Source organism: Shinella sp., assembly GCF_052438155.1.
In the GTDB taxonomy this organism is placed as follows: domain Bacteria; phylum Pseudomonadota; class Alphaproteobacteria; order Rhizobiales; family Rhizobiaceae; genus Shinella.
This window is the reverse complement of the sequence record NZ_JBQVPI010000005.1, coordinates 49,890-73,679: the sequence shown is the minus strand read 5'-3', so window position 1 is coordinate 73,679 and position 23,790 is coordinate 49,890. Positions and strand designations below refer to the sequence as shown.

General features: G+C 64.5%; 20 protein-coding genes. 13 read left to right on the top strand and 7 right to left on the bottom strand.

What is annotated here, in order from left to right; genetic code table 11:
* Positions 1–208: 208 nt before the first annotated feature.
* Together ACT6VE_RS11170 and ACT6VE_RS11165 are read right to left on the bottom strand one after the other, a co-directional pair.
* Entirely contained in the window at positions 209–910 is a 702-nt protein-coding gene (locus ACT6VE_RS11170) for a GntR family transcriptional regulator (protein WP_257948056.1), read from the bottom strand.
* Positions 911–1,105: 195 nt separating this feature from the next.
* Positions 1,106–1,792, bottom strand: a complete 687-nt coding sequence (locus tag ACT6VE_RS11165; RefSeq protein ID WP_444798686.1) for a DUF2848 domain-containing protein — start codon at positions 1,790–1,792, stop codon at positions 1,106–1,108.
* 251 nt (positions 1,793–2,043) lie between these two features.
* Here ACT6VE_RS11165 and ACT6VE_RS11160 point away from each other — a divergent pair, with 251 nt between their 5' ends.
* From ACT6VE_RS11160 to ACT6VE_RS11115, 10 genes are all read left to right on the top strand, one after another.
* Positions 2,044–3,339, top strand: a complete 1,296-nt coding sequence (locus ACT6VE_RS11160; RefSeq protein ID WP_444798685.1) for an ABC transporter substrate-binding protein — start codon at positions 2,044–2,046, stop codon at positions 3,337–3,339.
* A gap of 82 nt (positions 3,340–3,421) precedes the next feature.
* Complete coding sequence (locus tag ACT6VE_RS11155; RefSeq protein ID WP_444798684.1) at positions 3,422–4,321, top strand: branched-chain amino acid ABC transporter permease; 900 nt, start codon at positions 3,422–3,424, stop codon at positions 4,319–4,321.
* Between the two features lie 2 nt (positions 4,322–4,323).
* Positions 4,324–5,256 carry a branched-chain amino acid ABC transporter permease gene (locus tag ACT6VE_RS11150; RefSeq protein ID WP_444798683.1) on the top strand — a complete coding sequence of 311 codons (933 nt, stop codon included), beginning with the start codon at positions 4,324–4,326 and terminating at the stop codon, positions 5,254–5,256.
* Positions 5,253–5,996, top strand: coding sequence for an ABC transporter ATP-binding protein (locus ACT6VE_RS11145; RefSeq protein ID WP_444798682.1), 744 nt, complete (start codon positions 5,253–5,255; stop codon positions 5,994–5,996). The genes ACT6VE_RS11150 and ACT6VE_RS11145 overlap by 4 nt, the downstream gene beginning before the upstream one ends.
* Positions 5,996–6,673 (top strand): ABC transporter ATP-binding protein, encoded by a 678-nt coding sequence (locus ACT6VE_RS11140; RefSeq protein ID WP_444798681.1) that lies wholly within the window; start codon positions 5,996–5,998, stop codon positions 6,671–6,673. Before ACT6VE_RS11145 ends, ACT6VE_RS11140 begins: the two co-directional genes overlap by 1 nt.
* Before the next feature lie 109 nt (positions 6,674–6,782).
* Positions 6,783–7,307 carry a MarR family winged helix-turn-helix transcriptional regulator gene (locus ACT6VE_RS11135; RefSeq protein ID WP_444798680.1) on the top strand — a complete coding sequence of 175 codons (525 nt, stop codon included), beginning with the start codon at positions 6,783–6,785 and terminating at the stop codon, positions 7,305–7,307.
* Between the two features lie 26 nt (positions 7,308–7,333).
* On the top strand, positions 7,334–8,191 hold the full coding sequence (locus tag ACT6VE_RS11130; protein WP_444798679.1) for a LysR family transcriptional regulator: 858 nt from the start codon (positions 7,334–7,336) through the stop codon (positions 8,189–8,191).
* 106 nt (positions 8,192–8,297) lie between these two features.
* A complete protein-coding gene (locus ACT6VE_RS11125) occupies positions 8,298–9,692 on the top strand; it encodes an amidohydrolase family protein (protein ID WP_444798678.1) in 1,395 nt (464 codons plus the stop codon).
* Positions 9,693–10,466: 774 nt separating this feature from the next.
* Positions 10,467–11,189 carry a WecB/TagA/CpsF family glycosyltransferase gene (locus ACT6VE_RS11120; protein ID WP_444798677.1) on the top strand — a complete coding sequence of 241 codons (723 nt, stop codon included), beginning with the start codon at positions 10,467–10,469 and terminating at the stop codon, positions 11,187–11,189.
* Positions 11,186–12,424 carry an FAD-dependent oxidoreductase gene (locus ACT6VE_RS11115; protein WP_444798676.1) on the top strand — a complete coding sequence of 413 codons (1,239 nt, stop codon included), beginning with the start codon at positions 11,186–11,188 and terminating at the stop codon, positions 12,422–12,424. The genes ACT6VE_RS11120 and ACT6VE_RS11115 overlap by 4 nt, the downstream gene beginning before the upstream one ends.
* A gap of 6 nt (positions 12,425–12,430) precedes the next feature.
* Here the strand turns inward: ACT6VE_RS11115 and ACT6VE_RS11110 are convergent, their stop codons facing one another.
* The 4 genes from ACT6VE_RS11110 to ACT6VE_RS11095 form a co-directional block, all read right to left on the bottom strand.
* The gene (locus ACT6VE_RS11110) at positions 12,431–13,264 is read right to left on the bottom strand and encodes a hypothetical protein (protein ID WP_444798675.1); all 834 of its coding nucleotides are present in this window, start codon (positions 13,262–13,264) and stop codon (positions 12,431–12,433) included.
* A gap of 84 nt (positions 13,265–13,348) precedes the next feature.
* Positions 13,349–14,884 (bottom strand): hypothetical protein, encoded by a 1,536-nt coding sequence (locus ACT6VE_RS11105; protein WP_444798674.1) that lies wholly within the window; start codon positions 14,882–14,884, stop codon positions 13,349–13,351.
* Between the two features lie 27 nt (positions 14,885–14,911).
* Complete coding sequence (locus ACT6VE_RS11100; protein WP_444798673.1) at positions 14,912–16,021, bottom strand: glycoside hydrolase family 5 protein; 1,110 nt, start codon at positions 16,019–16,021, stop codon at positions 14,912–14,914.
* On the bottom strand, positions 16,018–18,138 hold the full coding sequence (locus ACT6VE_RS11095; protein ID WP_444798672.1) for a GumC family protein: 2,121 nt from the start codon (positions 18,136–18,138) through the stop codon (positions 16,018–16,020). The genes ACT6VE_RS11100 and ACT6VE_RS11095 overlap by 4 nt, the downstream gene beginning before the upstream one ends.
* A gap of 182 nt (positions 18,139–18,320) precedes the next feature.
* Here ACT6VE_RS11095 and ACT6VE_RS11090 point away from each other — a divergent pair, with 182 nt between their 5' ends.
* Both ACT6VE_RS11090 and ACT6VE_RS11085 read left to right on the top strand, forming a co-directional pair.
* Positions 18,321–19,709, top strand: a complete 1,389-nt coding sequence (locus tag ACT6VE_RS11090) for a lipopolysaccharide biosynthesis protein (protein WP_444798671.1) — start codon at positions 18,321–18,323, stop codon at positions 19,707–19,709.
* Positions 19,706–20,863 carry a glycosyltransferase family 4 protein gene (locus ACT6VE_RS11085; protein WP_444798670.1) on the top strand — a complete coding sequence of 386 codons (1,158 nt, stop codon included), beginning with the start codon at positions 19,706–19,708 and terminating at the stop codon, positions 20,861–20,863. Before ACT6VE_RS11090 ends, ACT6VE_RS11085 begins: the two co-directional genes overlap by 4 nt.
* Here the strand turns inward: ACT6VE_RS11085 and ACT6VE_RS11080 are convergent.
* Positions 20,776–22,260, bottom strand: a complete 1,485-nt coding sequence (locus ACT6VE_RS11080; RefSeq protein ID WP_444798669.1) for a glucosamine inositolphosphorylceramide transferase family protein — start codon at positions 22,258–22,260, stop codon at positions 20,776–20,778. The two genes, ACT6VE_RS11085 and ACT6VE_RS11080, sit on opposite strands and share 88 nt — an antisense overlap.
* A gap of 227 nt (positions 22,261–22,487) precedes the next feature.
* On the opposite strand from ACT6VE_RS11080, the gene ACT6VE_RS11075 reads away from it, so the two are divergent.
* Complete coding sequence (locus ACT6VE_RS11075; protein ID WP_444798668.1) at positions 22,488–23,741, top strand: flavin-containing monooxygenase; 1,254 nt, start codon at positions 22,488–22,490, stop codon at positions 23,739–23,741.
* Positions 23,742–23,790: the final 49 nt, after the last annotated feature.

Genomic DNA, 23,790 nt, shown 5'->3' with positions numbered 1-23,790 from the left:
TCCGACCCTTCGGGCCACCTTCTCCCCGCTGGGGAGAAGGAAACAAGCAGCGACGTGCACCACAAATGATGGCACCCCGAAGGGGAAGGCGAACCGAAGCGTCACGGCAAATCCCCTTCTCCCCAGCGGGGAGAAGGTCCCGGCAGGGGGATGAGGGGGGCAACGACGCATGTGCTTCGCGCGCGACGCCGTGGCAACCGTCCGAACGTCAAAACTGCCGGACGATGTTTTCCCTGAACGCCTCGATATGCTCGCGGATCGCCCTTTCCGCCTGATCGGGATCGCGCTTGCGGATGCCTTCCACCACCGCCGCATGCTGCTCGCAGACGCGGACATGGTGCTCGTTGGAGCGCAGCGAGATGAACCACAGCCGTGTCGAGCGGTCGTGCAGGTTGCCCATGATGTCCGGCAGCATGGAATTGCGCGAGCTTGTCGCAAGAAGGGCATGGAAGGCGCGGTCGAGGTTCATCATGGCCTCGATCGCGCGGTCTTTTGCGGCCTGCCAGGTGGCGTCGAGGTTTTCCGAAAGGCGGGCGAGATCGGCGGGCTCGGCCAGTTCCGCCACCTTTCGCACGCAGAAGGCCTCGTTGACGAGGCGCACGTCGATGATGTCGAAGATTTCGTTGAGGCTGATGGGCTTCACCATGATGCCCTTGCGCGGCAGCACGTCGATCAGCCCGTCCGCCGCAAGCCGGTCGATGGCCTGGTGGACGGGGGTGCGGCCGATGTTGAGTTCGCTGCTCAGCATGCCTTCGCTCAGCACCTCGCCGGGCTTGAGGTCGCAGGTGATGATGCGGCGCTTGATGGCCTCATAGGCCGTATCACGCAGGGAAACGACGGGGTCGCCGCGCCTGCGCGGGGCAAGCGGTGCATCATCGGTCTCCGCAATCGCATCGGTCGTCGTTGTCATGTCCGCCTTCCTTCACTCGCCGCCCGTGAGGGTCGGCAGGCCGATTAGTATCGACTTGCCGGTCCGAGACAAGCGGGGCGCCTGTAGCAACTCCGGTGAAATCCGGCTCACCGGAGTTGCTACAGGATTTTGTTTCTACCGCATTGTCCGACGCTGAAGCGATGCCGCTTCGGCTGGAAATGCTCCAGCCGGGAATCAACCCGCGATGGGCAACGTCTTCACGTCATAGCCGAAAACGATCTTGCGTTGCAAAACCGGATCCTCCAGTTCGCCCTCGAAGCGCGTACCCGGACGCACGCCACCGATGGCCGGCATGGTGCCACCGAACATCGCGGTGCCGTCGGGGAGCGTTCCATCCGTCGCCCAGCCACCGATCAGGTTCTCCGGCGCCAGAAGACCTGAGAGGCGACCTTCCTGATAGAGCACGCGCACGCCGTCGATGACCGCGTGGCTGCGCAGGATCAGGTCGTCCCAATGGTCGGCAACTTCCTCGAAGGGCCATACGGTGGTGGCGACCGGCTTGTCGCAGACCTGCTTGGAGACGGTGACGCCATAAGCCTCGACCTTGCGGTCGGTGTGGTCGGAACCGACGCCGACATGCAGCTTGCCGTCCTTGGCGATCAGGAGGGCCTCCACCTCGCCGCTGCCGGCCCCGCCGACGTCTTCGATGGCCTCAGCCGTGGACAGCCGCGCGGCGGCGACGCGGTAATAGGTCGGCGTTGCGGCGGGGCGGGCGATGCCAAGCGCCTCCAGCTCACGGATGTGATGCTCCATCGCCTCCTTGTTGCGGCCAGCCCAGCCGGCGATCACCAGATTTTCAACATCGACGGTGACCGGCGTGCGGCCGTCGCGGCTTTCAAGCGTGAGATTGAGTGTCGTCATGCGCAGTTACTCCCTAGACAGCCGTTACGGCTACTTGCTAACATCGCTTTGCTACAAAATTAAATGTCAGTGATATTTCACTGCAGTTTTATCTTGCATATGAAATGCGATTACGCAATCATCAAAAACAGAGCGCTGGACGAGGAAAACCGACGCCGAACTCAGCTCCGGAGCACCGCTCCGGGCGGCGATGCCGCATGGCCGAAAACAACCGGAACCCGGCGCAACCCGGGCCAACAAGAGGGAATGAGATGATCAGCTACCGAAAAATTCTTTGCTCGGCCGTCGCGGCCGCCGCCTTGCTCGCCGGCCCGGCGCTGGCTGAGGAAAAGCCGGCTTCGCTTGGCGTCGGCGTGTTCAGCTTCACCTCGGGCGGCACCGCCGCCTATGGCAAGCCGGGCCGCGATGCCGCCGAACTGATGATCGAGCGCATCAACGCCAAGGGCGGCATCGGCGGGGTGCCGCTGTCAGCCACCTATGTCGACGAGGGCCAGGGCACCGAGGGTGTGATCGCCGAATACCGCAAGCTTGCAGGCGATGCCGCAACCCAGGTGATGATCGCAGCGCTTTCCTCCGGCAATTGCATGGCGCTTGCCCCGGTCAGCGACCAGATGAAGATCCCGACCGTCGGCTGGAACTGCGACACGCACCAGCTCTACCTCAAGGATGCACATCCCTATTTCTTCCGGCCGAACGGCAATACCGTGCCGGAGTTCGTCGCCTATGCGGCCTATCTCATCGCTGTGAAGCCCGATGTGAAGCGCATCGCCATCATCAACCCGGACTATGCCTTCGGCCATGATGCGGCAAAGATTTTTACGACCGCCATCAAGGCGTTCAAGCCGGACGTGGAAGTCGTCGCCGAACTGTTTCCAAAACTCGGCGCAGGCACCTACCAGACGGAAATTTCGCGCCTGACGGCCGCCCGTCCCGATGTGATCTTCTCCAATCTCTGGGGTGGCGATCTTGAAAACTTCGTGCGCCAGGCGAGCCCGCGCGGTCTCTTCCGCTCCTCCCAGGCGGTCCTCGCACTTGGCGAATCCTCCATGCAGAACGTGCAGATCCCCGAGGGCGTGATCGTCGGCGTACTGGGTGACGGCTGGTGGATGTCGCCGGATGCGGCCGCCAATCCGGAAACCAAGGAATTTGCCGAGGCCTACAAGGCGAAGTACGGCAAATGGCCGGTCTTCCCGGCAATGAAGATGGCCAACAGCTTCCTCTATGTGCAGGCCGCCTACGACAAGGCGATGGCCGGCAATGGCGGCAAGTGGCCGAGCCGCGAAGAGGTGGCTGGCGCCATGAAGGGCAGCGAAGTGAAGACGCTGACCGGCACGATGCAGACCCGCGCGGACAATGACGGCGTGGTCGACCAGATCATCGGCGTCACCGCCAAGGCCGACGGCCATGACGGCCCGGTCATCGGCGACATGGTGCGCTACAAGGGCGCCGACCTGATGCCGCCGGCCGGCGAAGACCCGATCGCCTGGATCGGCACGCTTTCGGCCGACCTGCCCGCCAAACTGCCGCAGCCGGGTTCCTACAAGTAAGCACGACACAGCCGGCGCGGGGTTTTGCCCCGCGCCCTCCATCAAGCGCACGCACAGGATGCCGTGCGCGCGGGGTTAAAAAATGTTCGAAACCATCGTCCCTCTTCTCATCGACGGTCTGGCGAATGCGGCGCTCATCTTCCTGGTCGCCGTCGGCCTCACCCTCGTCTTCAGCGTGCTGCGCGTGCTCAACGTCGCGCATGGCAGCTTCTATTCGATCGGCGCCTATGCGGCCGCTTCGCTCGGTCTCTGGGTGGTCGGTGCAGGCCTCCCCGGCTGGCTGACCTTCGTCAGCCTGGTGCTGAGTGCCGCGCTGGTCGCCGTCATTGTCGGTCCGGTGATCGAGCGCACGCTGATCCGCTGGACCTACGGCAAGTCGGAGGCGGTGCAGATCCTCGTCACCTTCGGCCTGTTCCTCATCCTCGAAGACCTGCAGCGCATCGTCTTCGGCGTCGATTCCTTCTACGAGGATACGCCGGTGCAACTGCTCGGCTCCATCGAGATCGGCGGTGTGGTCTACCTCACCTACCAGCTCGTGCTGATCCTGCTTGCCGCCGCACTGTTCGTCGGCCTGAAGCTCTTCATCGGCCATACGCGCATCGGCAAGCTGATCGCCGCCGTCGTCGCCGATCGTGAAATCTCGCAGGCGATGGGCATCAATACCAACCGCGTCTTCATGATCGCCTTCAGCCTCGGCGTGTTTCTCGCAGCCCTTGGCGGCGCGCTCACCGTACCGCAGGCCGGCGTTTCGCCGGGGCTCGGCGCCGATACGATGGTGCTTGCCTTCGCAGTCGCCGCCATCGGCGGGCTCGGCAAGATCGAGGGGGCGGCGGTCGCCGCCGTCATCGTGGCACTCGCCCGGGTGCTCGCCATCTATTTCGCCCCCGAACTCGATGCGGTCGCGCCCTATCTGGTGATGCTGCTCGTGCTTCTGGTCCGTCCTTACGGCCTGTTCGGCTCCGCAACGACGAGAAAGATCTGACCATGCCTCTTCTTCCCCTCGCTGGCGGCGCCATCATTGCCCTCGTCGCGGCCACCTTCGCCTTTCCCTGGCTCGAATTCGTGCTGACGCTCGCCATCGCCAAGGGTCTCGCCGCCCTCGGCGTCGCGATCCTGCTGCGCGGCGGGCTGATCTCCATCGGCCATGCCATGTTCTTCGCGGTCGGCGCCTACGCCACGGCCTTCGCCATGCGGGATTTTGGCATCACCGATGTCTTCGCCCTGATCCTGATTTCCGCCGTCATCTCGCTTGCCGCGGGCCTGCTGATCGGCGTCTATGTGGTGCGCTATCGCGCCATCTTCTTCGCCATGCTGAACCTGGCCATTTCCATGGTGCTGTTCTCGCTACTCTCGAAATTCTATGGCGTCACCGGCGGCACGGACGGCCTGCGCGTCGGTACCCCGACCGTGCTCGGCATGGTGCTCGACGCCAAGGACGTAGCGACCTTCCTGTTCTATGCATCGATCGCCGCGATGGTTCTCGCCGGCCTTGCCGTCAACGCCTATTTCAAGAGCCCGCTCGGCGAGGCGTTGTCGGCCGTGCACACCAATGAAATCCGCCTCGAATATCTCGGCATTCCCGTGCGCGGCGTGCTGCTGGTCGCCTATGGGCTCTCGGCGCTGCTCGCCGGCATCGGCGGTACGTTTGCCGCCATGACCATCGGCCATGTGCTGCCCGACATGGCCTACTGGACCGATTCCGGCCATCTCGTGCTCGTCGCCGTGCTCGGCGGCATCAGCGGTGTTGGCGGCCCCTTCGTCGGCGCCGTCTTCCTCGAACTGGTGCACACGCTCGCCGCCGGCGTCACCGATGCCTGGAACATGATCGTCGGCGCCGCCCTTCTTGGCGTCATCTTCTTCATGCCCAAGGGCCTGATCGGCTTCCTGCGTCCGGCCAAGAAGGGAGATCCCGCATGACCGTGCTTCTCGAAGCAAAGAACCTGCACATCACCTTCGGCGCGGTCAAAGCCGCCAATGGTGTGGACCTGCATATCGACGAGGGTGAATTCCTCGCCATCATCGGCCCGAACGGTTCCGGCAAGACGACCTTCCTCAACCTGTGCACCGGCTATATCCGGCCATCCGAGGGCGAGGTCTATCTCGACGGCAAGCCGATCACCCGCCTGCCGCCGCGCACCATCGCCCGCAAGGGCATCGCGCGTGCTTTCCAGATCCCGCAGCTTTTCCTCGACCAGACCGTGCTCACCAACCTGATGCTGGCGATCGCCTCGCGCGAAGGCCTTTGGCAGATCGGCAAGGCACTCGACCGGCCTGCCTACCGCGACGAGGCCATGGCGCTGCTTGCCATGTTCAACCTTGCCGATTGCGCGCCCACACTCGCCTCGACGCTACCGGAAGGCCGGCGCAAGCTGGTGGATATCGCGATTGCGCTGGCGCTAAAACCCCGGCTGGTGCTGCTCGACGAGCCGACCAGCGGCGTCAGCGCGCTGGAGCGGTTTGCACTGATGGAAACGCTGATGGGCGCTCTGCGGCAAGCCAAGGTTTCCGCCCTCTTCGTCGAGCACGACATGGATGTCGTCGAGCGTTATGCGGACCGCGTCGTCGTCTGGGAGGCGGGTCGGGTGATGGCGGAAGGCAAGCCGGAAACCGTGTTCAAGGATGCCCGCGTCATCGAAAACGTGATTGGAGTGGCCTGATGCTGACCGTCTCTTCCCTCAACGTCTCATTGGCAGGCGCAAAAATCCTGCGCGACGTCACCTTTTCGCTGAAACCCGGTGCGACCACCGTGCTGATCGGCCGTAACGGCGCCGGCAAGACCACGCTGCTGCGCGCCATCATGGGCCTCACGCCGGCCGAATCCGGCTCGGTCACCCTCGATGGCAAGCAGCTGTTGCCGCTGCCCGCCTTCGCCCGCGCCCCTGCCGGCATCGGCTATGCGCCGGAGGACCGCCGGCTGATCCCGGAGTTTTCCGTCGAGGACAATATCACCCTGCCCGGACAGGCGCTGAAGTTGCCGCAGGGCGAAATCAAAAGCCGGCTGGAAAAGGTCTATGCGCTGCTGCCCGAACTGCACACCATGCGGGCGCGTCCCGGCAATGGCGTCTCGGGCGGCCAGGGCAAGATGGTGGCGCTCGGCCGGGCGCTGATGGTGGCGGAAAAGCTGCTGATGCTCGACGAGCCCTTCCAAGGCCTCGCCCCGGCGCTGGCGCTCGACTATGCCCGCACGCTGTCACGGCTGCGCGAGACCATGCGCGATCTCACCCTGCTGATCACCGAATCCAGCCCGAACCTGCTGAAATCGGTGGCGGACGAGACGCTGCTCATAGAACGCGGCGCCGTCACGCTTCAGTCGCGTGAATCGGAAGCAGCGTGATCGCGCCAATCGAGCGGGTTCGACGCCCGCTCGGCCTCCTTTGTTTTGACAGCGGTTACCCTATATACCGGTTTCAGCTAGGTATTTCGCAAAGCTGAAGGACGCTTTTATGCCAGTGACGATCAGCAGACCCGAACTGCTTCAGGATGGCGACGACGCGCCCTTCCGCCAGATGATCCACGATGCGCTGGGCTTCGGCACCCGGCTGCTTGAGATCCGCAACCGGCTCGGCGAGGTGATCGGTCTTTCGGGACCGGCTTTCTCCATCCTCATCGCCATCGAGCACCTGTCCAAGGATGCCGATGTCGGCATCAGCCAGGTGAGCGATCACCTGCACCAGTCCGGCGCCTTCGTAACATTGGAGGTGGCGAAACTCGTTAAGGCCGGCCTCGTCGACAAGTTCGCCAACCCGGAAGACGGTCGCCGTGTCATCGTCGAGGTGACGGACAAGGCCCGCGCCCTGCTTGCCGAGCTTGCCGAAACCCAGCGCCCCGTCAACGACGCGATCTTCGCCGGGCTCGACCCCGATGAATTCCGCGCCTTCGCGAAGATCGCCGCGAAACTCGTCTCCGGCACGGAGGAAAGCCTGGCGCTGCTGCGCTATCTGGCCGAGCAGCGTCGCAGCCGCGCCTGATCCCGGCCACCGATGGAGGTGGGAGAATGAACCGGTATCCCATGTTCAGCCCGCAGCTTCTCGTCAGCTTCGTGGCCGTCTGCGAGACCATGAGTTTTACGCGCGCTGCCGACCGGGTGTCGCTGTCGCAATCGACCGTCAGCCAGCAGGTGCGTCGGCTGGAGGAGCTTCTGGGCAAGGCACTGTTCGAGCGCACCTCGCATGAGGTGCGGCTGACCGAGGAAGGCATCAAGCTGTTGAGCTATGCCCGCCGCATCATCGCGCTCAACGAAGAAGCCCATGACGCGCTGACCGGCCCGTGGCGCGACGGCGTGCTGCGGCTCGGCATGCCGGAGGATTTTACCGTGCCGACGGTCGATCTGCTCGCCGCCTTCAAGCGCGAGCATCCGCATCTGCGGCTCGACGTGACCAGCGGGCTCAGCCCGGACCTGCACCGCGCATATCTTCAGGAGGAGCTGGATCTCGTGCTCATCAAGCAGCGCCGCGTGCACCTGCCGCGCGCCGCGCGGCCGGAACCGCTGCTCTGGCTCGACAGCCAGGAACACCCTGCCATCGAACAATCGCCGGTGCCGCTCGCCGTCTTCCCGGTCAACGGCCTCTACCGCGAGGAACTATGCGGGACGCTCGATGGTCTCGGGATCCGCTGGCGCGTCGGCTATAGCGGGGGCGGGCTTGCAGCCCTTGCGGCGGCGTCTGCCGCCGGGCTCGGCGTCAGCCTGCTGCCGGCAGGTTGCCGGCTGCCCGGGCACCGCGTGCTTGGTGCGGCAGAGCGCCTGCCGCCCATCGAGGATTTCGAGCTCGCCTTGTTCTATCGCGACAGTGCCGCGCCGCTGGCGCTCGACCTTGCCGAAAGGCTCATCGAATTTTGCGGTCTCAAACACTAGTGACATTGGAAAATCGAATAGCCAGCATTTTCAAATGTCGCTGCCATGCGAAGACCGCGTTTCCTAGAATGATGCCATTCGATCCATGCACCATGACGAGGAAACGATGTTGCAGCACGCCGTATCGCAGAGCCGCCGGGCCTTTCTGAGCCGCACCGGCCAATTGACCACCGCCGCCGCCGTCGCTGGCCTCACCGGCATGAGCCATGAGGCGGCCGCCCAGACCACGGCTTGTGAGGAGGATGCCACGGTGACATCCGTGAAGGACAGCTACTACCTGCTCGCCGACGTTCGGCTGGAGGAAGGTTTCGAGAAGGACGGCGATGTCATCGTCGCCACGCGCACGGCGCTCTACACGCTGGAAATCAAGGACGGCAAGATCGCCGCGCTGCATGCGGCCGGCGCTACCCTGCCCACCGGCCTGCCGAGCTATCAGGCGAACGGTCAGCTCGCGCTGCCCACCATGCGCGACATGCACATCCATCTCGACAAGACGTTTTATGGCGGCCCGTGGCAGGCGCCGCGGCCGCGCCAGGGCAAGACGATCATGGACATGATCGCGCTGGAGGAAAAGCTGCTGCCAAAGCTGCTGCCGACCTCCGTCGAGCGCGCCGAGGGGCTGATCGCCCTCGTGCAATCCAAGGGCAGCACGGTTGCCCGCAGCCATTGCAATATCGACCCGGTGAGCGGCCTCAAAAGCCTTGAACACCTGAAGATCGCACTGGAAAAGCACAGGCAGGACTTCGTTTGCGAGATCGTCGCCTTCCCGCAGCACGGCCTCTTGCATTCCAAGGTCGACGGGCTGATGCGCGAGGCCATGCAGATGGGCGTCGAATATGTCGGCGGCCTCGACCCGACCAATGTCGACAGTGCCATGGAAAAGTCGCTCGACGCGATGTTCCAGATCGCGCTCGACACCGGCAAGGGCGTTGACATCCACCTGCATGAGACGAGCCCGGCGGGTGTCGCGGCGGTCAACTACATGATCGACACGGTGGAGAAAAACCCTGCCCTCAAAGACAAGGTGACGATCAGCCACGCCTTCGCGCTGACGACGCTCTCGCCTGAGCAATTGGACGAGACGGCCGGACGGCTTGCCGCAAACGGCATGACGATCGCCTCCACCGTGCCGATCGGCGGCCTGATGATGCCGCTGCCGAAGCTTACCGAAAAGGGCGTCTTCATCATGACCGGCACCGACAGCGTGATCGACCACTGGTCGCCCTTCGGCAGCGGTGACATGCTGGAAAAGGCCTATCTCTACGCCCAGCTCTATCGCGGCTCGGACGAGTACCACCTGTCCCGCTCGCTCGCCATCTCCACCGGCGGCATCCTGCCGCTCGACAAGGATGGCAACCGCGCCTGGCCCAAGGCCGGCGACGAGGCCGGTTTCTCGCTGACCAGCGCCAGCTGCTCGGCCGAAGCCGTCGCCCGCGTCTCCGCCCGTAATGCCACCTTCCACAAGGGACGCCTGGTCTCAGGCGGCGTCGGCAAGGCCTGATCCATCGTCGATCGAATTCTGTGACGGCGGTCGTGTCTTCTCGGCCGCCGTTTTGTTTTGCGCGGTTGCCAGGTCACGGCCGCCCCTGCGCCCAAACGGCACAGCACAACCTGGATCGCCCCAGCAGTGCATCTCACCTATATTTTGACTATGCAAATACACAACTATAGGAAGATTTCGGCTGCATGGAAGCCTCGCTCTGAAGCTCTACCTTTCCTTGGACCCTGTTTCCTCACCTCAAAATTCCCCCTGTAGTGGTTGCGCAAAACAAACAACCTCATAGGTGGTATTTCTACGAAAAATTGCATCGCCGTGCTACGCAACAGACCGCAAAGCCTGCATGACAGGTGAATGCATATCGTCAAAATGTATTGATATTTATACATTAAATTCTCTAAACGCTTCTTCAGTCGTACAGCTTCTCAACAAGTCTTCTTCGTTAAAATACTATTAAAATTTTAGCAGTTAACCAGATATTGACGATCTTCTTAACTCCATAGGTGGTATAAAATACATTACCTCAACCGGAGGTGACGTATCATGCCAGATACCGACAAGAATTTTTACGGAAAACCCGACTCGGCAAACACACTTATTGGTAGAGTTGAGCCAAAATCCGACAGGGCATATTCCGAAACAGCTGGAGACACCGCATCTTCACTGGCTTCTGGGAACAGGCATCCTGACTGGCAGCCGGAAAATTGCGTTAGACCGGAGGGCGGACCGCCCCTGCCGGACACGCTTCCGGCCGTGCCGCAGGCTCAGCTTGGAGGGTTGACGATCGCCGCGGTCGACCGGGCGCGCGCCGCTGCCCTGATGATTGCCGCGGCGCGCCGGCACCGCCGCCACGGCCGCCCGCTCTATTTCACCTCGGCGAACGGAGAGGTCATCGCCCGGGTGAATTCGGACCGGGCCATTGCCGGCCTGTTCCGCGAGGCCGACCAGATCCTTGCCGATGGCCAGCCGCTGGTTTTTGCCTCCCGGTGGCTGTGCCGGCAAAAGCTGCCAGAGCGCGTCGCCACCACCGATCTCTTCCACGACGTTGCGCTGCTTGCGGAAAGGGAGGGCGTGACGTTTTACCTGCTCGGCGCGACGGAGGCGCAGAACATGCGGGCCGCTGCGGTCGTCCGGCAGCTTTATCCCGCACTCACCCTTGTCGGCCATTGTCACGGCTACCTCACCGGCCTGGCGCTCGCGGCGAAGATCGACGAAATCAACGTGCTGGCACCGGATATCCTGTGGCTCGGGCTTGGCGTGCCGCGCGAGCAGATTTTCATGCGCGATTTTGGCGATCGGCTCGGCAATGTCGGCGTGGTCAAGACCGCCGGCGGGCTCTTCGACCATCTCACCGCAAAGGTGCCGCGGGCGCCGCTGTGGATGCAGCAGGCCGGCTTCGAATGGTTCTGGCGCATGCTGATGGAGCCGCGCCGGCTGTTCTGGCGCTACCTGACGACCAATCCACGCGCCCTCTACGCTATCCTGAGGTACTCCAAATGAGCAGCGAACACACGGCCAAACCCGAAAACACCAAGCCGGGCGCGGAGATCGCCGTCGTGGGCGGCGGGCTCTCCGGCACGCTCGCCGCCTATCTCCTGGGACGCGCCGGCCATGCCGTCACGCTGATCGACCGCCATCGCAATTTTCCCCGGACCTTCCGCAGTGAAAAGCTCGGTCCTGGGGAGATCGAGGTCTTTAAACGCTTCGGTCTTTCGGCAGCCATCGCCGCAAGGGCAGTCCCCTACGACGAGACCGTCAACATTCGCCGGGGGCAGGTGGTGGACCGCACGCACGCCCGGCATTTCGGCATCCTCTACCACGATCTCGTCGACGCGATCCGCGCCGAGATGCCGCAAGGCGTCCGCTTCGTCCAGGGCCAGGTGCGCGAGGTGAAAGCCGGCGCGCGACGGCAGCGTATCGCGATCGTCGGCCATGAAGAGGTGACGGCGCGGCTCCTGGTTCTCGCAACGGGAACGGGTGATACCCTGCGGCGCGACCTCGGCATATCGCGCCGGATCATCCGGCCACGCCAGTCGGTTGCTTTCGGCTTCAACCTCTGCCCGACGGGTGCCGGTGGTTTCAGGCATACGGCGGTGACCTTGTATGGCGAGCGGGTGTCCGACGGGATCGACTATCTCAGCCTGTTTCCGGTCGCCGGTGCGACGCGGGCCAACCTCTTCGTCTATCGCGACCGCGGCGATTCCTGGGTCCGGGCGCTGCGCGAGCGGCCGAAGGAGACGCTGGGCGCCGCCCTCCCTGGACTTGCCGGGGCGATCGGCGACTTCGAGGTCGAGGGCCCGGTCGACAGCTGGATTACCGACATCGCTGTCGCCGAGAACTATCGGCAGGACGGCGTCGTGCTCGTCGGCGATGCGTTCCAGACCACCTGCCCGGCGACCGGAACGGGTGTCGCCCGTCTTCTGACTGATGTGGAGCGGTTGTGTGGGAGCTATGTTCCCCGATGGACAGGCCATAATGTGATGACGGCCGCCGACCTTGCGGCCTTCTACGACGATGCCGAAAAGCGGAGGATAGACGCCTACGCGCTTGCAATGGCAGACTTCCGCCGCCGCCTGACAATCGGAACGGAGATGGAGTGGCGGCTGCGCCGGCAATACCATTTCGCACTCCGCCGCGTGCTGAACGGGATCGACAGGCTGAGCCCGGCCCTCGTCGGCAAGCTGCGCCAACTCTGGGGGGCGCAGTCGAGACACAACGTGCCATCGGCTGTCTGACCGCCTTCAGGAACCGAAGACGACGAACTCGGTGAAGGCCAGATCGCCGGGTGTTGGCGGGTTCGGGCCCTTGAAATATTTCGGCCCGATCTCGGCAAAGTAGCGCCCGACAAGCCCCGTCACCGGGCCGTTGGAATCGACGAGGCAGATCAACTGGCCCTTGCGCAACAGATGACGGCCAAGCGCGCCGGCATGCTGGCTGACGTCAGCATGGGAACGGCAATAGATGACCTGGCTGCACGGCACGAGGCCTTTCAGCACCCGCCGCGTCTTGAAAACGAAGGGAGAGGCCAGCCCGTCGCGGATGCAGATGAGCGCGCGGCACCCCATCGCTGCATGCTGCAGCAGCATCTCCTGCTCATCCTGCGGCAGCAGTGCAAGTTCCGGCGCGTCCGTCCGCGCTTCGACGACCTGCACAGGCTTGCCGGTGGAGCTGAGCATCGGCAGGAAGGCGAGCTGGCCGTCGGCAAACCGCTTGAAACGCAGGGCTTCCGTTACCTTCAGCGTGACGGGCGCGGGCGTGATGCTGAGATAGGTCACCTCCTTGCGCCGCATCGCCGTCATAACCAGCTTGAGGGCATAGGAACGAAAATCCTCGTCGACAGCCCAGCTTGAGAGATTGCAACGCACGGCATCGCCCTGCCCGAGTGCCGGAAAATAAAGCGTCAGCATGACGCCAACGATGCGGCCGGCGCTGTCCAGAACATAACCGTACTGCGGAAAATCCCCGACCGGCCGGCGTCGCGCCATGCGGGTCAATGCCTCTTCCCAGTGTTTTCGCGGGCGTTCGGGAAAGCCACGGCCGAGGCAATCGATGACCGCCTGCCAATCGGCTTGCATAATCGGCCTGCAAGTAAGGCCTTCCGGTAGGGCACCCAACGCGCTCATGGCGGACTCCAATTTGCAATTATAGGAGTTTAATACTCACATACACTCTTTAAAATTGTGTATTCTTTTGATCTCTTCGCCCTTCGCGTGCTCCTCCCGGATCTGAGTGCCAAGCGATACACCGACCAGCAGCAGGCAGAAACCGAGCGCCAGGGGAGAGAAAAAGGCCTCTTCCTGCAGAACGGCATTTGCCGAAATCGTCACGATCGCCACGAAGGCGAACAGGAAGTCGAGATTGTCCGTTTCCAGCAGCCGCCTGCCGGCCGCCGTGGCAAGGGCTGCCAGGAAGCCGAAGAACACGAAGCTGCCAACGCCCATCTGGTAGAGCATGACGCCGACGGCGCTTTCAACGGGCACAGCCGCCGCCCCCTCGCCCTGCGCCCTGTCCCAATCAAGGTTGACGCTGGTGCTGGATAGATTGCCACCGATGCCGAGCCCCTGCCCCAGCGGGTTGGCGAGAAATTCCCGCACCCCGGCGATCAGGCCGAGTACGTGATAGTCGCCATGCCTTGCGCCATAGACGGTGGCCGCCACCGTCCACGTTGTGGCAAGCAGGACGACACCCGCCAGTGTCAGCCTGGCGCGGGATGGGCGATAGAACAGGCGGCTCGCCAGCGCGACCATCAGCAGGAAGGCAGCACCCTTGGAGCCGATGACGAGAAGGATGGGAAAGGCCGCCAGCGGCAAAAGCCAGCGCCCGCGAAAGAGCAGCCAGGAGGACAGCAGGCTGAGCGCGTAGGCATAGCTGATCGGATGGAAATTCGGCCCGCCGTTGCGAAAGATGCGGGGCAAGGCATCACCGAAGAAGGCCGTGTTGAAGAAGGTCGCCGTCATGGTGTCTTCGAGGCCGCGCAGCACGAATCCGGTCTCCCGCAACGCCTTCTCCCAGACGCCTGCCTCGATCTGTTCCTTGAGGCCGCGCTGGATATAGAGATCGCCGTGGAACAGGCCGAGAAAATCCATCCGGAAAATCTGCTCGAGATAACCATACCCGACGGCCACGGTGCAAAGGCAGATCATGCAGGCGCGCAGGTCGATCCGGTAAAGGCTGGCGGCAAGGATGGCGATGTGGAAGCAGGCGACCGGCGTGATCGTGTTGCGGAAATAGATGATGGCGTCCTTCGGCCCGCCGCGCACGGCGCCAAGCAGCAGGTAGACGCCAATCACGCCGCAGAGCAGGAAGCTGAATTGCAGCCACGGCCGCAACTCCAGGAACACGCGGACGCGGGCCTGCAGGGAAGCCGCTGCGAACAGGCCGAAGGCGGTCATCAGGATGACGAAATTGGCGCCGCGCAGCGCGTCGAACGTGGTGTCGTCCGGCACGAAGGGCGTGAACCAGGCAACCACCAGGTTCTGGAACAGGAAGGCGCAGGCGATGACCACCGGAATACCAGCCGGCAGGGACACCGTGAGGACGATCATCAGGACAAAGGTCGCGGCAAAGCCGAACGGCGTCCACACCGCGAAAGCGGCAACGGATGCCACGATGGCGAGGAAGGCGACGGCGAGATGAAACAGCGCGTCGGATCGTGTTGCGCTCCCTGATGGCCGTGTCAGCGCCGCGTCCGTCATCTGCGCCACCGCTTTCCGGATGCCATGTCAGTCCCCCTCGCCGAACAGCGCATCCAGCATGGCCGTATCGAACCCGCCGGCATCCAGGCGGCTTTCCATGAGGCCGAAACCCTGGTCGAGCTCCCAATAGGCCCAGCCGATGCCACTCGTTTCGGCCGCCTTGCGCACGGCGCGTGTCCAGGCCACGCGGCTTTGCGCATCGACACAGAAATCCAGCACACCGAACTCGTTGAGCATCACCGGGCAGCCGGATCGTTCAGACCAGCGCACGGCCCCCTCGAACACGGCGCGGACGGCGACGTCCGTCCAGGGTGTCGCCAATTGCTCTTCGACCAGGGCAGCGGCTTCTTCGTCGCCGGCCGCACGAAGGGCTGCAAGGCGCGCGTGGACAGCCGGCGTTTCCCGCGTGGCCGGAAACGGCAGTCTGGAGATGCGTGCAAGCGGTGAGGTGCCCCAGCTCTGGCATTGGTGGGTGAAGGCCATGGGTGCGTAAAAATGCACCGCGGCGATCTGGTTGTCATCGGACAGCGGCGGCGTGGCATCGAGCTGCCAGATGCCCTGGTCCGGTGCGGGTCCCCAGATGAGCGTATGGTCGGGACAGGCGCTGCGGACGGTTTGCGCAAGGCGATCCCGCAGGGCGAGCCAGGCCGTGTTTTCCATCGGCGGCTCGTTCAAAAGCTCGGCATAGACCCTGTCGGCCGGCAGGTCGGCAATGACGGCGCGCAAGCGTTCCCATCCGCGCAGCACGCGCTCGCCGGCCGCTACGGCATCTTGAAGAAAGAGCGCATGGAGATCGGCGGCGGGGTGCATGTCCACGAGGACGGAAAAGCCCCGGTCGGCGAGCGCCGAAACGGCCTCCCGGATATCCCGCAACCCGGCCCCGTTTTCGGAAAGCACACGGCCGCAATCGACCGGCAGGCGGACGGTCCTGAATCCATGGTGAAACAGCGTGTCCAGCACGCCATCGACCGGAGCCAATCCACCTTCCCGGTCGAGCCATCCCGGTATGTTGATGCCACGGGACGGAAGAGATCGGGATTGCGCCAGAATCGGTCGCGACGGCAACGCCGTGGCGAGGGCGGCCGCGCCTGCAAGCGCGAGCGCCTTCCGCCGCGAGACCGCACCGGCCGGCCTCACCGCGCGCTCCTGCGCCATCGAACAACGGCATCGTTTGCCGCGCCCGCAGCGCGCTCGGCGTCAAGCACGAGCGTCGCGCTTCGTGCCGCGCCCTCATTGCCGAGACGCTGGTGCAGCAGGCCGTTCGCTTCCGCCACGTCGTCCGCGGCATCGAGCACGAAGAGCACGCACTCGACATCCGGAAACAGTGCGGCATCCCAATCCGCATCGGCAAGCGACGGCCCAAGCAGGAGCACGAAATCATAGTCGCCGGCATCCGCAAGGCCCGCGCCGAGAACGAAAGGCTCTCGGCGTCCCTTGTCGCCATCGAACGCGCGAACGAGTGTCGGCAGGCCGCTCGCGCCGTTGATGAATACGCCCGCGCCAAGCTCCGGGGCCGCATCCGGCTGGCCGGGGCGCGGCGTGCCGCTCAGTTCGACCACCAGCACGTTCTGGCCGGCCTGCTGCAGGCCGATGCCGATCATCGCGCCGGCCAGTTTGGCGTCGGGCGCGTTTCGCAGCGGGGAAACGAGCAGTACATAGGGCGGGGCATGTTCGGTCAAGAGCGCGAGGATGCGCCGGACGAGTTTGAGCGTTTCCTGCGAAAAGGCCTCGCCGCCGCGCTGGAGAAACCGCCGCCGCATGGCGCGGATGCGCGACGATGCGCCGGCACTCGCCAATCCCGGCAATTCGTACCGGCCGAGACTGATCGGGACGACCTCGGACCGCGCCGGGACGCGGCGGCTGGCCAAAGGCGTTATCGCCGCGTCGTCAGGATCGGGGCCGAAACCGCGCTCGCCCTTGTCGACCGGGCCGCGCACCACGGCTATGCCGGCGCCAACGAGGAGCCCAAGAGCAGCGCTGACCGGCAGGAGCAGCAGCGGCGTCGGCCAGGTGGGCTGCACCGGCGGGGCGGCGAAACCGATCACCTTCGCCTCGGAGAGCTGGAGCCCGCGCATCTGCGACGTTTCCTCCGTCCGCTTCAGGACATCGTCGAGCACGGTGCGGGCCGCCTGCGCCGTCGCCTCAAGCCGCCGCAGCTCCACCCGCGCGGCGTCGGCAGTGCGGGACGTTTCGCGCAAGGTCTCGAGCTTGGCCTCCAGTGCCGCGACCGTCTGCGTGGAGAGGTCGTATTTCGCGTTCAGCTCCTGTTTGATCCGGCCGGCCTCGCTGCCCATCAGGCCGGCGGTCTTTTCCAGCTCGGAGCGCAGCCGGCGGATCGTCGGGTGGCGCGACTGGTAGATCGTTTCCGCGCTGGCAAGTGCGGCCGCGCGCTGGTTGTAGTCCGTGCGCAATGTGTCGATCGCGTCGGAGGAGACGATCTGCGACAGCCGGGCGAGACCGGCCGGCGAGGCGCCTGCCGCCAGTGCCTGGTCGTATTTGTCCTTTGCCTGATCGGCACCCGCGCGCGCCGCGATCACCTGCACCGTCACCTGGTCGATCTGGGATTGCAGGGTGCCGCCGGCCGCCGCATCGAGAAGCCCGTGCCGCACCTTGAAATCGCCCGCAGCGCGCTCGGCCTCGGCGACGTTCTTCTGCAGCGAACCCACCCGGTCGGCGAGAAGGGCGCTGACATCGCTGTTGGCGTTTTCGCGGTCTCCCGCAAGACCCGCCTTGTAGTAGTCGACAATGGCATTGGCGATCCGCGCGGCTTTGTCTGCCGACTCGGATTTCATGCTGACTTCGATGACATAGGTCAGTCCCGCCCGCTCCACGGAGACGCGTTTCTCGAACCGCTTGAAGGCCGTATCCTTGCCCGTTCCGCCCGAGCCGAGGAACGACAGCAAGCCGCCATCGGTGAATTCCGGGTCGTCGGCGAGGCCTTCGCTTTCGAACACCGCCATCAGCAGGTCACGCGATTCGATCACGAAAACCTGGCTTGCAACGGCCGCACTATCCGGGCCAATGCCGGGCAGGACGCTCTCGAAACGCGTGGAACGTGCATCGCGCGGGTCGATCAGAATCGATGCCGTCGCGGTGTAGGTCGGTTTCGTCACCGCGAGATAGGCGATTGCCAGCAGGACGGCGACACCAACGCTCGCCAGCACCGTCAGCCGGCGCTGCCAGAGCGTCCGCCAGATGACGCCCACGTCGAACAGGGGCGGAAAGCTGCTTTTTTCGATCTGCTGCGCTGCCATTTCCGCCGTCTCTGTCCCTGCGCGTTGTGCCTGGAACTATCGGCAATCAGCGTTAGCTCTTCGTTAAAATTCCACCATAGGCATCATTTCAATTTCAGAAAGTAACCATTGCGCGAGTTTCCCGTGGCGCAGTTGCCCCGTTTTGGCGTATCTGGTGATGGTCAAATCGGGAGCCGAGCGTCATGGCGCGCAGGAACGGGATCAGTCGACGGGCGGGGCCGAGTGCCAGGCTGCCGATTGGCGTGCTGGCGCGGAACGGCGTTGCGGCGGGCGTCATCAAGCTCACCAGTGCCGGCCTGTCCTTCCTGATGCTGGCCGCGGCAGCCATGGTGACCGACGAGCGGCAATTCGGCCTCTACAGCACGGCCTATGCCGGCGCGAGCCTGGTGTCCTTCTTCTCGCTGATCGGTCAGCATGCCGTGGTGCTGCGCTTCTGGCCGCAATATGCCGGCAGCGACGACCAGCCAGCCGCCAATGCCCTCATGGCGCGCGCCATGCTGGTGGCATTGGCCGGGCTCGCCCTCTCCAGCCTTCTCGTCGGTGTGATTGCTTTCCTTCCCCTCGCCCCGGACGTGCCGGAATGGCGCCCGCTATGCCTTGCCAGCGCTGTGCTGGCCTTCGCACTCGGCTGGTCGGAATTCACCTCCTGTGCCTTGCGCGCCAAGAACGCGCTGTTCAGCGGCCTGCTGCCGCGTGACATCTTCTGGCGCGTCACGGGGATCGCGGCCTTCGCCGCGGCCGGCCTTCTCGCCACCGGCATGAGCGCCGTTGCGGCGACCTATCTCACCGCCCTATTGCTTATCGCCTGCGTCCTGCCGCAGACCATCGTCCTGCTGCGCGACACGTTTGGCGCAGCGCGCGGGCCGCTCAGCGCCGCGCAGAAGGCGGAATTCACGAGCGTGACGTTTGGCCTCTGGGGCGTCACCGCCCTGCCGCCGGCGCTCAGCCAGGCGAGCACATTGCTCGTCGCGGTCATTCTTGGCCCGGAAGCGGCCGGCGCGATCTTCGTCGCCGACCGCATCATGCGCCTTGCCATCCTCGCCCTCACCGGCATCAACCAGGCGATTGCACCGCAGATTTCCAGCAGTTTCTACCGGGGCGACCGCCAGCATGTGCAGCGCATCACCGGCCTGACCGCCATCGGCGGCTTTGCCGCCGCCCTTCTCATGCTGGCGATCTTCATCGTCTTCGGCAAACCGATCCTTGCCATCTTCCAGCCGGCCTACGCGACGGACACCATTCATGCGGTGCTGGTCATTCTCGGTATCGGCGCCCTCATCGGCACGGCCTGCGGGCCGACCGAACTCCTCCTGCAACTGACCGGCCTGCAACGCGCGCTCTTCCGAACCCTGATCGTCGTCAATTCGGCCGGGCTCGCGCTGACCGCGCTCCTCACCTACGGCATCGGCCCCATCGGCGCCGCGCTTGGCATTGCAGGTACCCTGATGGCGTGGTGCCTCACGGGCGTGACCATCGCCCGCCGCCGGCTCGGCATCGACCCCTCGATCCTCGGTTTCTTTACGGGGCCGGATGCGACCACGGTGCGAACCATCCTGAAAGGTCGCGCATGAAAATCATACAGGTGCAGACACAGGCCGAAGCCGGGGGAGCGCAGCGCATTTCGGACATGGTGGGTGACGGTCTTCGCGCCCGCGGCCATACCGTGCGCACCGTCTTCCTCTATCGCAAGACGGCGGTCTACGACCGCGATCCCTTCGCCGATTTCATTCTCGATGCACCGCCGAAAGGGCTGGCCGGGCAAGTCCGCGCCGTCATCGGCCTGATGCGCTATCTTCGCAAGGCGCGGCCGGACGCCGTTCTGTCATTCCAGCACTACGGCAACCTGTTTGGAACGCTCGGCGCCCGCCTCGCCGGCGTGCGGACGATCATCGCCAACCAGAGCGGCGCTCCACAGGCGCGCGGTGTGCGGGGCCTGCTGACACAGGTCGACAAATGGATGGGCATGGTCGGCCTCTACCATGTCAACGTCGTCAACTCGGCCTGGACCGCGGCACAGTTCGGCGGTTTCCCACATGCCTACCGGCGGCGTATCCGGCGTATCGATCACGGTGTCGCTGCTCCCGCCGACGATCACGACAAGGCTGCGGCGCGAGCAGCGTTCGGCCTGCCATCCGATGGCTGGATCGCCGTGACGTCCGGCCGCCTGGCGGCTTCGAAGAACCAGGTGGCACTGGTCAGCGCGTTGGCCAGAATTCCGGATATCCACCTTGCCATCGCCGGCGCGGGGCCGGAGCGGAAGGCACTTCTGGCCTGCGCCGAGCGGCTGGGCGTTTCAGGCCGCCTGCACCTCGTCGGCGAAGTACCGCCGGAGCGCATCTTCGCGTTCCTGGCTGCCGGCGACGCCTATGTGTTTTCCTCGCTGACGGAAACATTCGGCCTCGCCGCCGTCGAGGCGGCGATTGCGGGCCTGCCGCTTGTGGCGAGCGATCTCGACGTGCTGCGTGAAGTGCTCACGACAATGGATGGCGCACCGGCTGCGTTGTTCGTGCGACCGGACGCGGACGGAATTGCCGGGGGTCTCGCCGAAATCCTGGCGACGCCAACGCTTGCAGCCAACCTTGCGGCGGCAGGACGCCAGTTGCGGGCGCAATATTCTCCGGCCGCAATGTGCGCCGCTTACGAGACCCTGCTTCTTTCCGGCCGCTTGGGGACGGCGGCGATGCCGTCGATCACCTCGAGCGATCCCGAACGGTTGAGCGTGTGAATTTGCGGATACGGCCAATCGCCATCAGCAAGAATGGGGCGCGGGTCGGACAGGTGCACGGTGGTTGCGTCGAGCCTGACCAGTTCGGATAGGCCAAGCCCGCCGCCATAACCGAGCGTGCCGTCCTGAATCGGCAACAGGAGACGCCCCTCCCGGCCGCGGATGAAGGCGCCGCCGGGACGCGCCCGACGACGATCGATCAGGATGGGGTTTGCGGCATGCTCCCGCCAGGGACCGAGCAGAGTCGCCGCTTCGAAGACCACCATCGTATCGGACGTGCTGCCATAACCATCGCGGCGCGTGGCAAAGAGCCAGAACGAACCGCCGTGATCGAGCAGCGTCGCATCGGAGATTTCCCCTTCGACCAGCGTTGCCACCGGCAGCCATTTGTCCGGAAACTCCGCGGCGCGGTAGAGGGTAAGCCGGCTGCTGGTACTTGCTTCCGGCAGCATCCAGAGAGTTCCGTCGCGCTCGAAAACCTGCGGGTACGAGAGGTGGTGCGGCTCCTCCAGAACGACCCGCGGCGTAAGCGGCTTCCGGTCGTCCGTGAACGACACGACGGAAATCACCGCCTTGCCGACGGCGTGCACGTAGTCCTCCACGAAGAGAAAGGGTTGGCCCTGCCAGTGGACGGCGAAGGGATCGGCATAGAAGCGGTCGCCGGCGTCCGGCAGCACAGCCCATCCCGTCCCGAGCCGCCCCGTTTCCGCGACACCCGGCCCATCGATGAAACGATAGCCCACCCGCCAATGGGCCTGGCGGTACCGGACACGCCGGAGTGCTTCCCTGCCGAGACGGGGCAGAGCTCGGGAAAGATAGGCTGCGAGAAATCCTTCGCCGCTGTCGTCGGATGCGCTCGACACGGTTCCCATGTCTTCGAGCCGGCCTTCCGCGAATGCGCGCACGACCGAGAGAATGAGGGTGACTGCCCGTGCAAGCACATCCTCGACCCCGAGCGAGGCCGCTTCCCGTCTGTCGACCATCGGAAGGGCACGCCCCACAATGGTCTTGCCATCCAGGATGGCCTCGAGCACCGGCAAATCGCCCAAGGCAACCGTTCTTGCGGTAGCGAGATCGGAGTTGGCGCGATCGAACCGAAGCGTGATGGTCGGAACATTCGAAGGCGGGGCATTGCCCGAGAGATCCAGCCGAAGCGCGGGTGCACGCGCTCGCACGCGGGCGGGAATCTCCGCCACCGGCGAGGCCAGCGCCCTGTCGAAGCGCCGGAACAGCCGGCGTTCCAGGCCGAGAATGGTGTTCACACCGATTGGCCACGGCGTTGCTGGCGGCGCATGCAACACGGCCACATCGACATTGCCCATATCGAGCCGGCTGATGATTTGAGTCTGCCAGACGCGTGGGCCACGCTGGGGAACAACGACGTCGATCGGCAGCATGCAACACTCCCATTAGGGGAGTAATTTTACAATACACGCATTAAGGGATAAATAACGCATTGCTCTCCAGCCACCAACCAGAACGCCGCTCGCGTCCCCGGCACTTAGCGGCACCCTAATCAACGCTGAACCAAACGCTCATGTCGGCGATTTCCGGCTTCCTCTACATCTTTCGCCAGAGAGCGGCCGCGAAGGCTGTAGGTCGGGAAAACACGAGGGAAGCCGGCATGGCAGTGGAAAAAGTGGATACGCTGGTGATCGGCGCCGGCCAGGCCGGTGTGGCGATGAGCGAACATCTCGGCAAGCGCGGCATTCCCCATCTGGTGCTCGAAAAGAGCCGTATCGCCGAAAGCTGGCGCACCGCGCGCTGGGACAGCCTCGTCGCCAACGGTCCCGCCTGGCACGACCGCTTTCCCGGCATGACCTTCGACATCGAGGACGACGCCTTCGCGCCGAAGGAGCAGGTCGCCGACTATTTCGTGGCCTATGCGGAGAAGATCGACGCGCCGATCCGCACCGGCATCGAGGTGAGAAGCGTGCGGAAGGAAGGCGACACGTTCCGCGTCGAAACCTCTGAAGGTTTGATCGAGGCGAAGAACGTGGTGTCCGCCACCGGCGCCTTCCAGCGCCCGATCATGCCTGCCGTCGTGCCTGATGAGGAAGGCCTCACGCAGATCCACTCCAATGCCTACCGCAAGCCGGGCCAGATGCCCGAGGGCGCGGTGCTGGTCGTCGGCGCCGGTTCCTCCGGCACGCAGATCGCCGACGAGCTGCTGCGTGCGGGAAAACGCGTCTATCTCTCCATCGGCCCGCACGACCGGCCGCCCCGGCGCTATCGCGACAAGGATTTCTGCTGGTGGCTCGGCGTGCTCGGCATCTGGGACCTCAAGGTCCCGGCGCCGAATACCGAACATGTCACCATTGCCGTCAGCGGCGCCTATGGCGGCAACACCGTCGATTTCCGCCGCCTCGGCAATCGCGGCATGGTGCTGCTCGGCCGGGCGGAAACCTTCAAGGATGGCGTCCTGCAGATCGCGCCGGACCTTGTCGAGAACATCGCGCGGGGTGACGCCAACCACCTTTCCCTGCTCGACCGCGCCGACGACTATGCCGCGAAGAACAATCTCGACCTGCCGGAAGAGCCTGACGCCCGTCGTAAGGAGCCGGACCCGGCCTGCGTGACCGATCCGATCCTCGCGCTGAACCTGAAGGAAGCCGGCATTACCTCCATCATCTGGGCGACGGGTTATGCGGTGGACTACGCTTGGCTGAAGCTCGATGCCCTCGACGAAAAGGGCCGGCCGGTGCATGAGCGCGGCGTTTCCAAGGTGCCCGGCCTGTTCTTCGTCGGCCTGCCATGGCTGTCGCGCCGCGCCTCCTCCTTCATCTGGGGCTGCTGGCACGATGCGGATTACCTTGCCGGCTATATCGCTGAACATCGCGGTGCGCAGACGACTGACACCGCAGCCGCAGCATCCTGAGCAACGCCACGTGCAACCCGTCGGGAGGAAGCGAGCGTGCCATGATCCA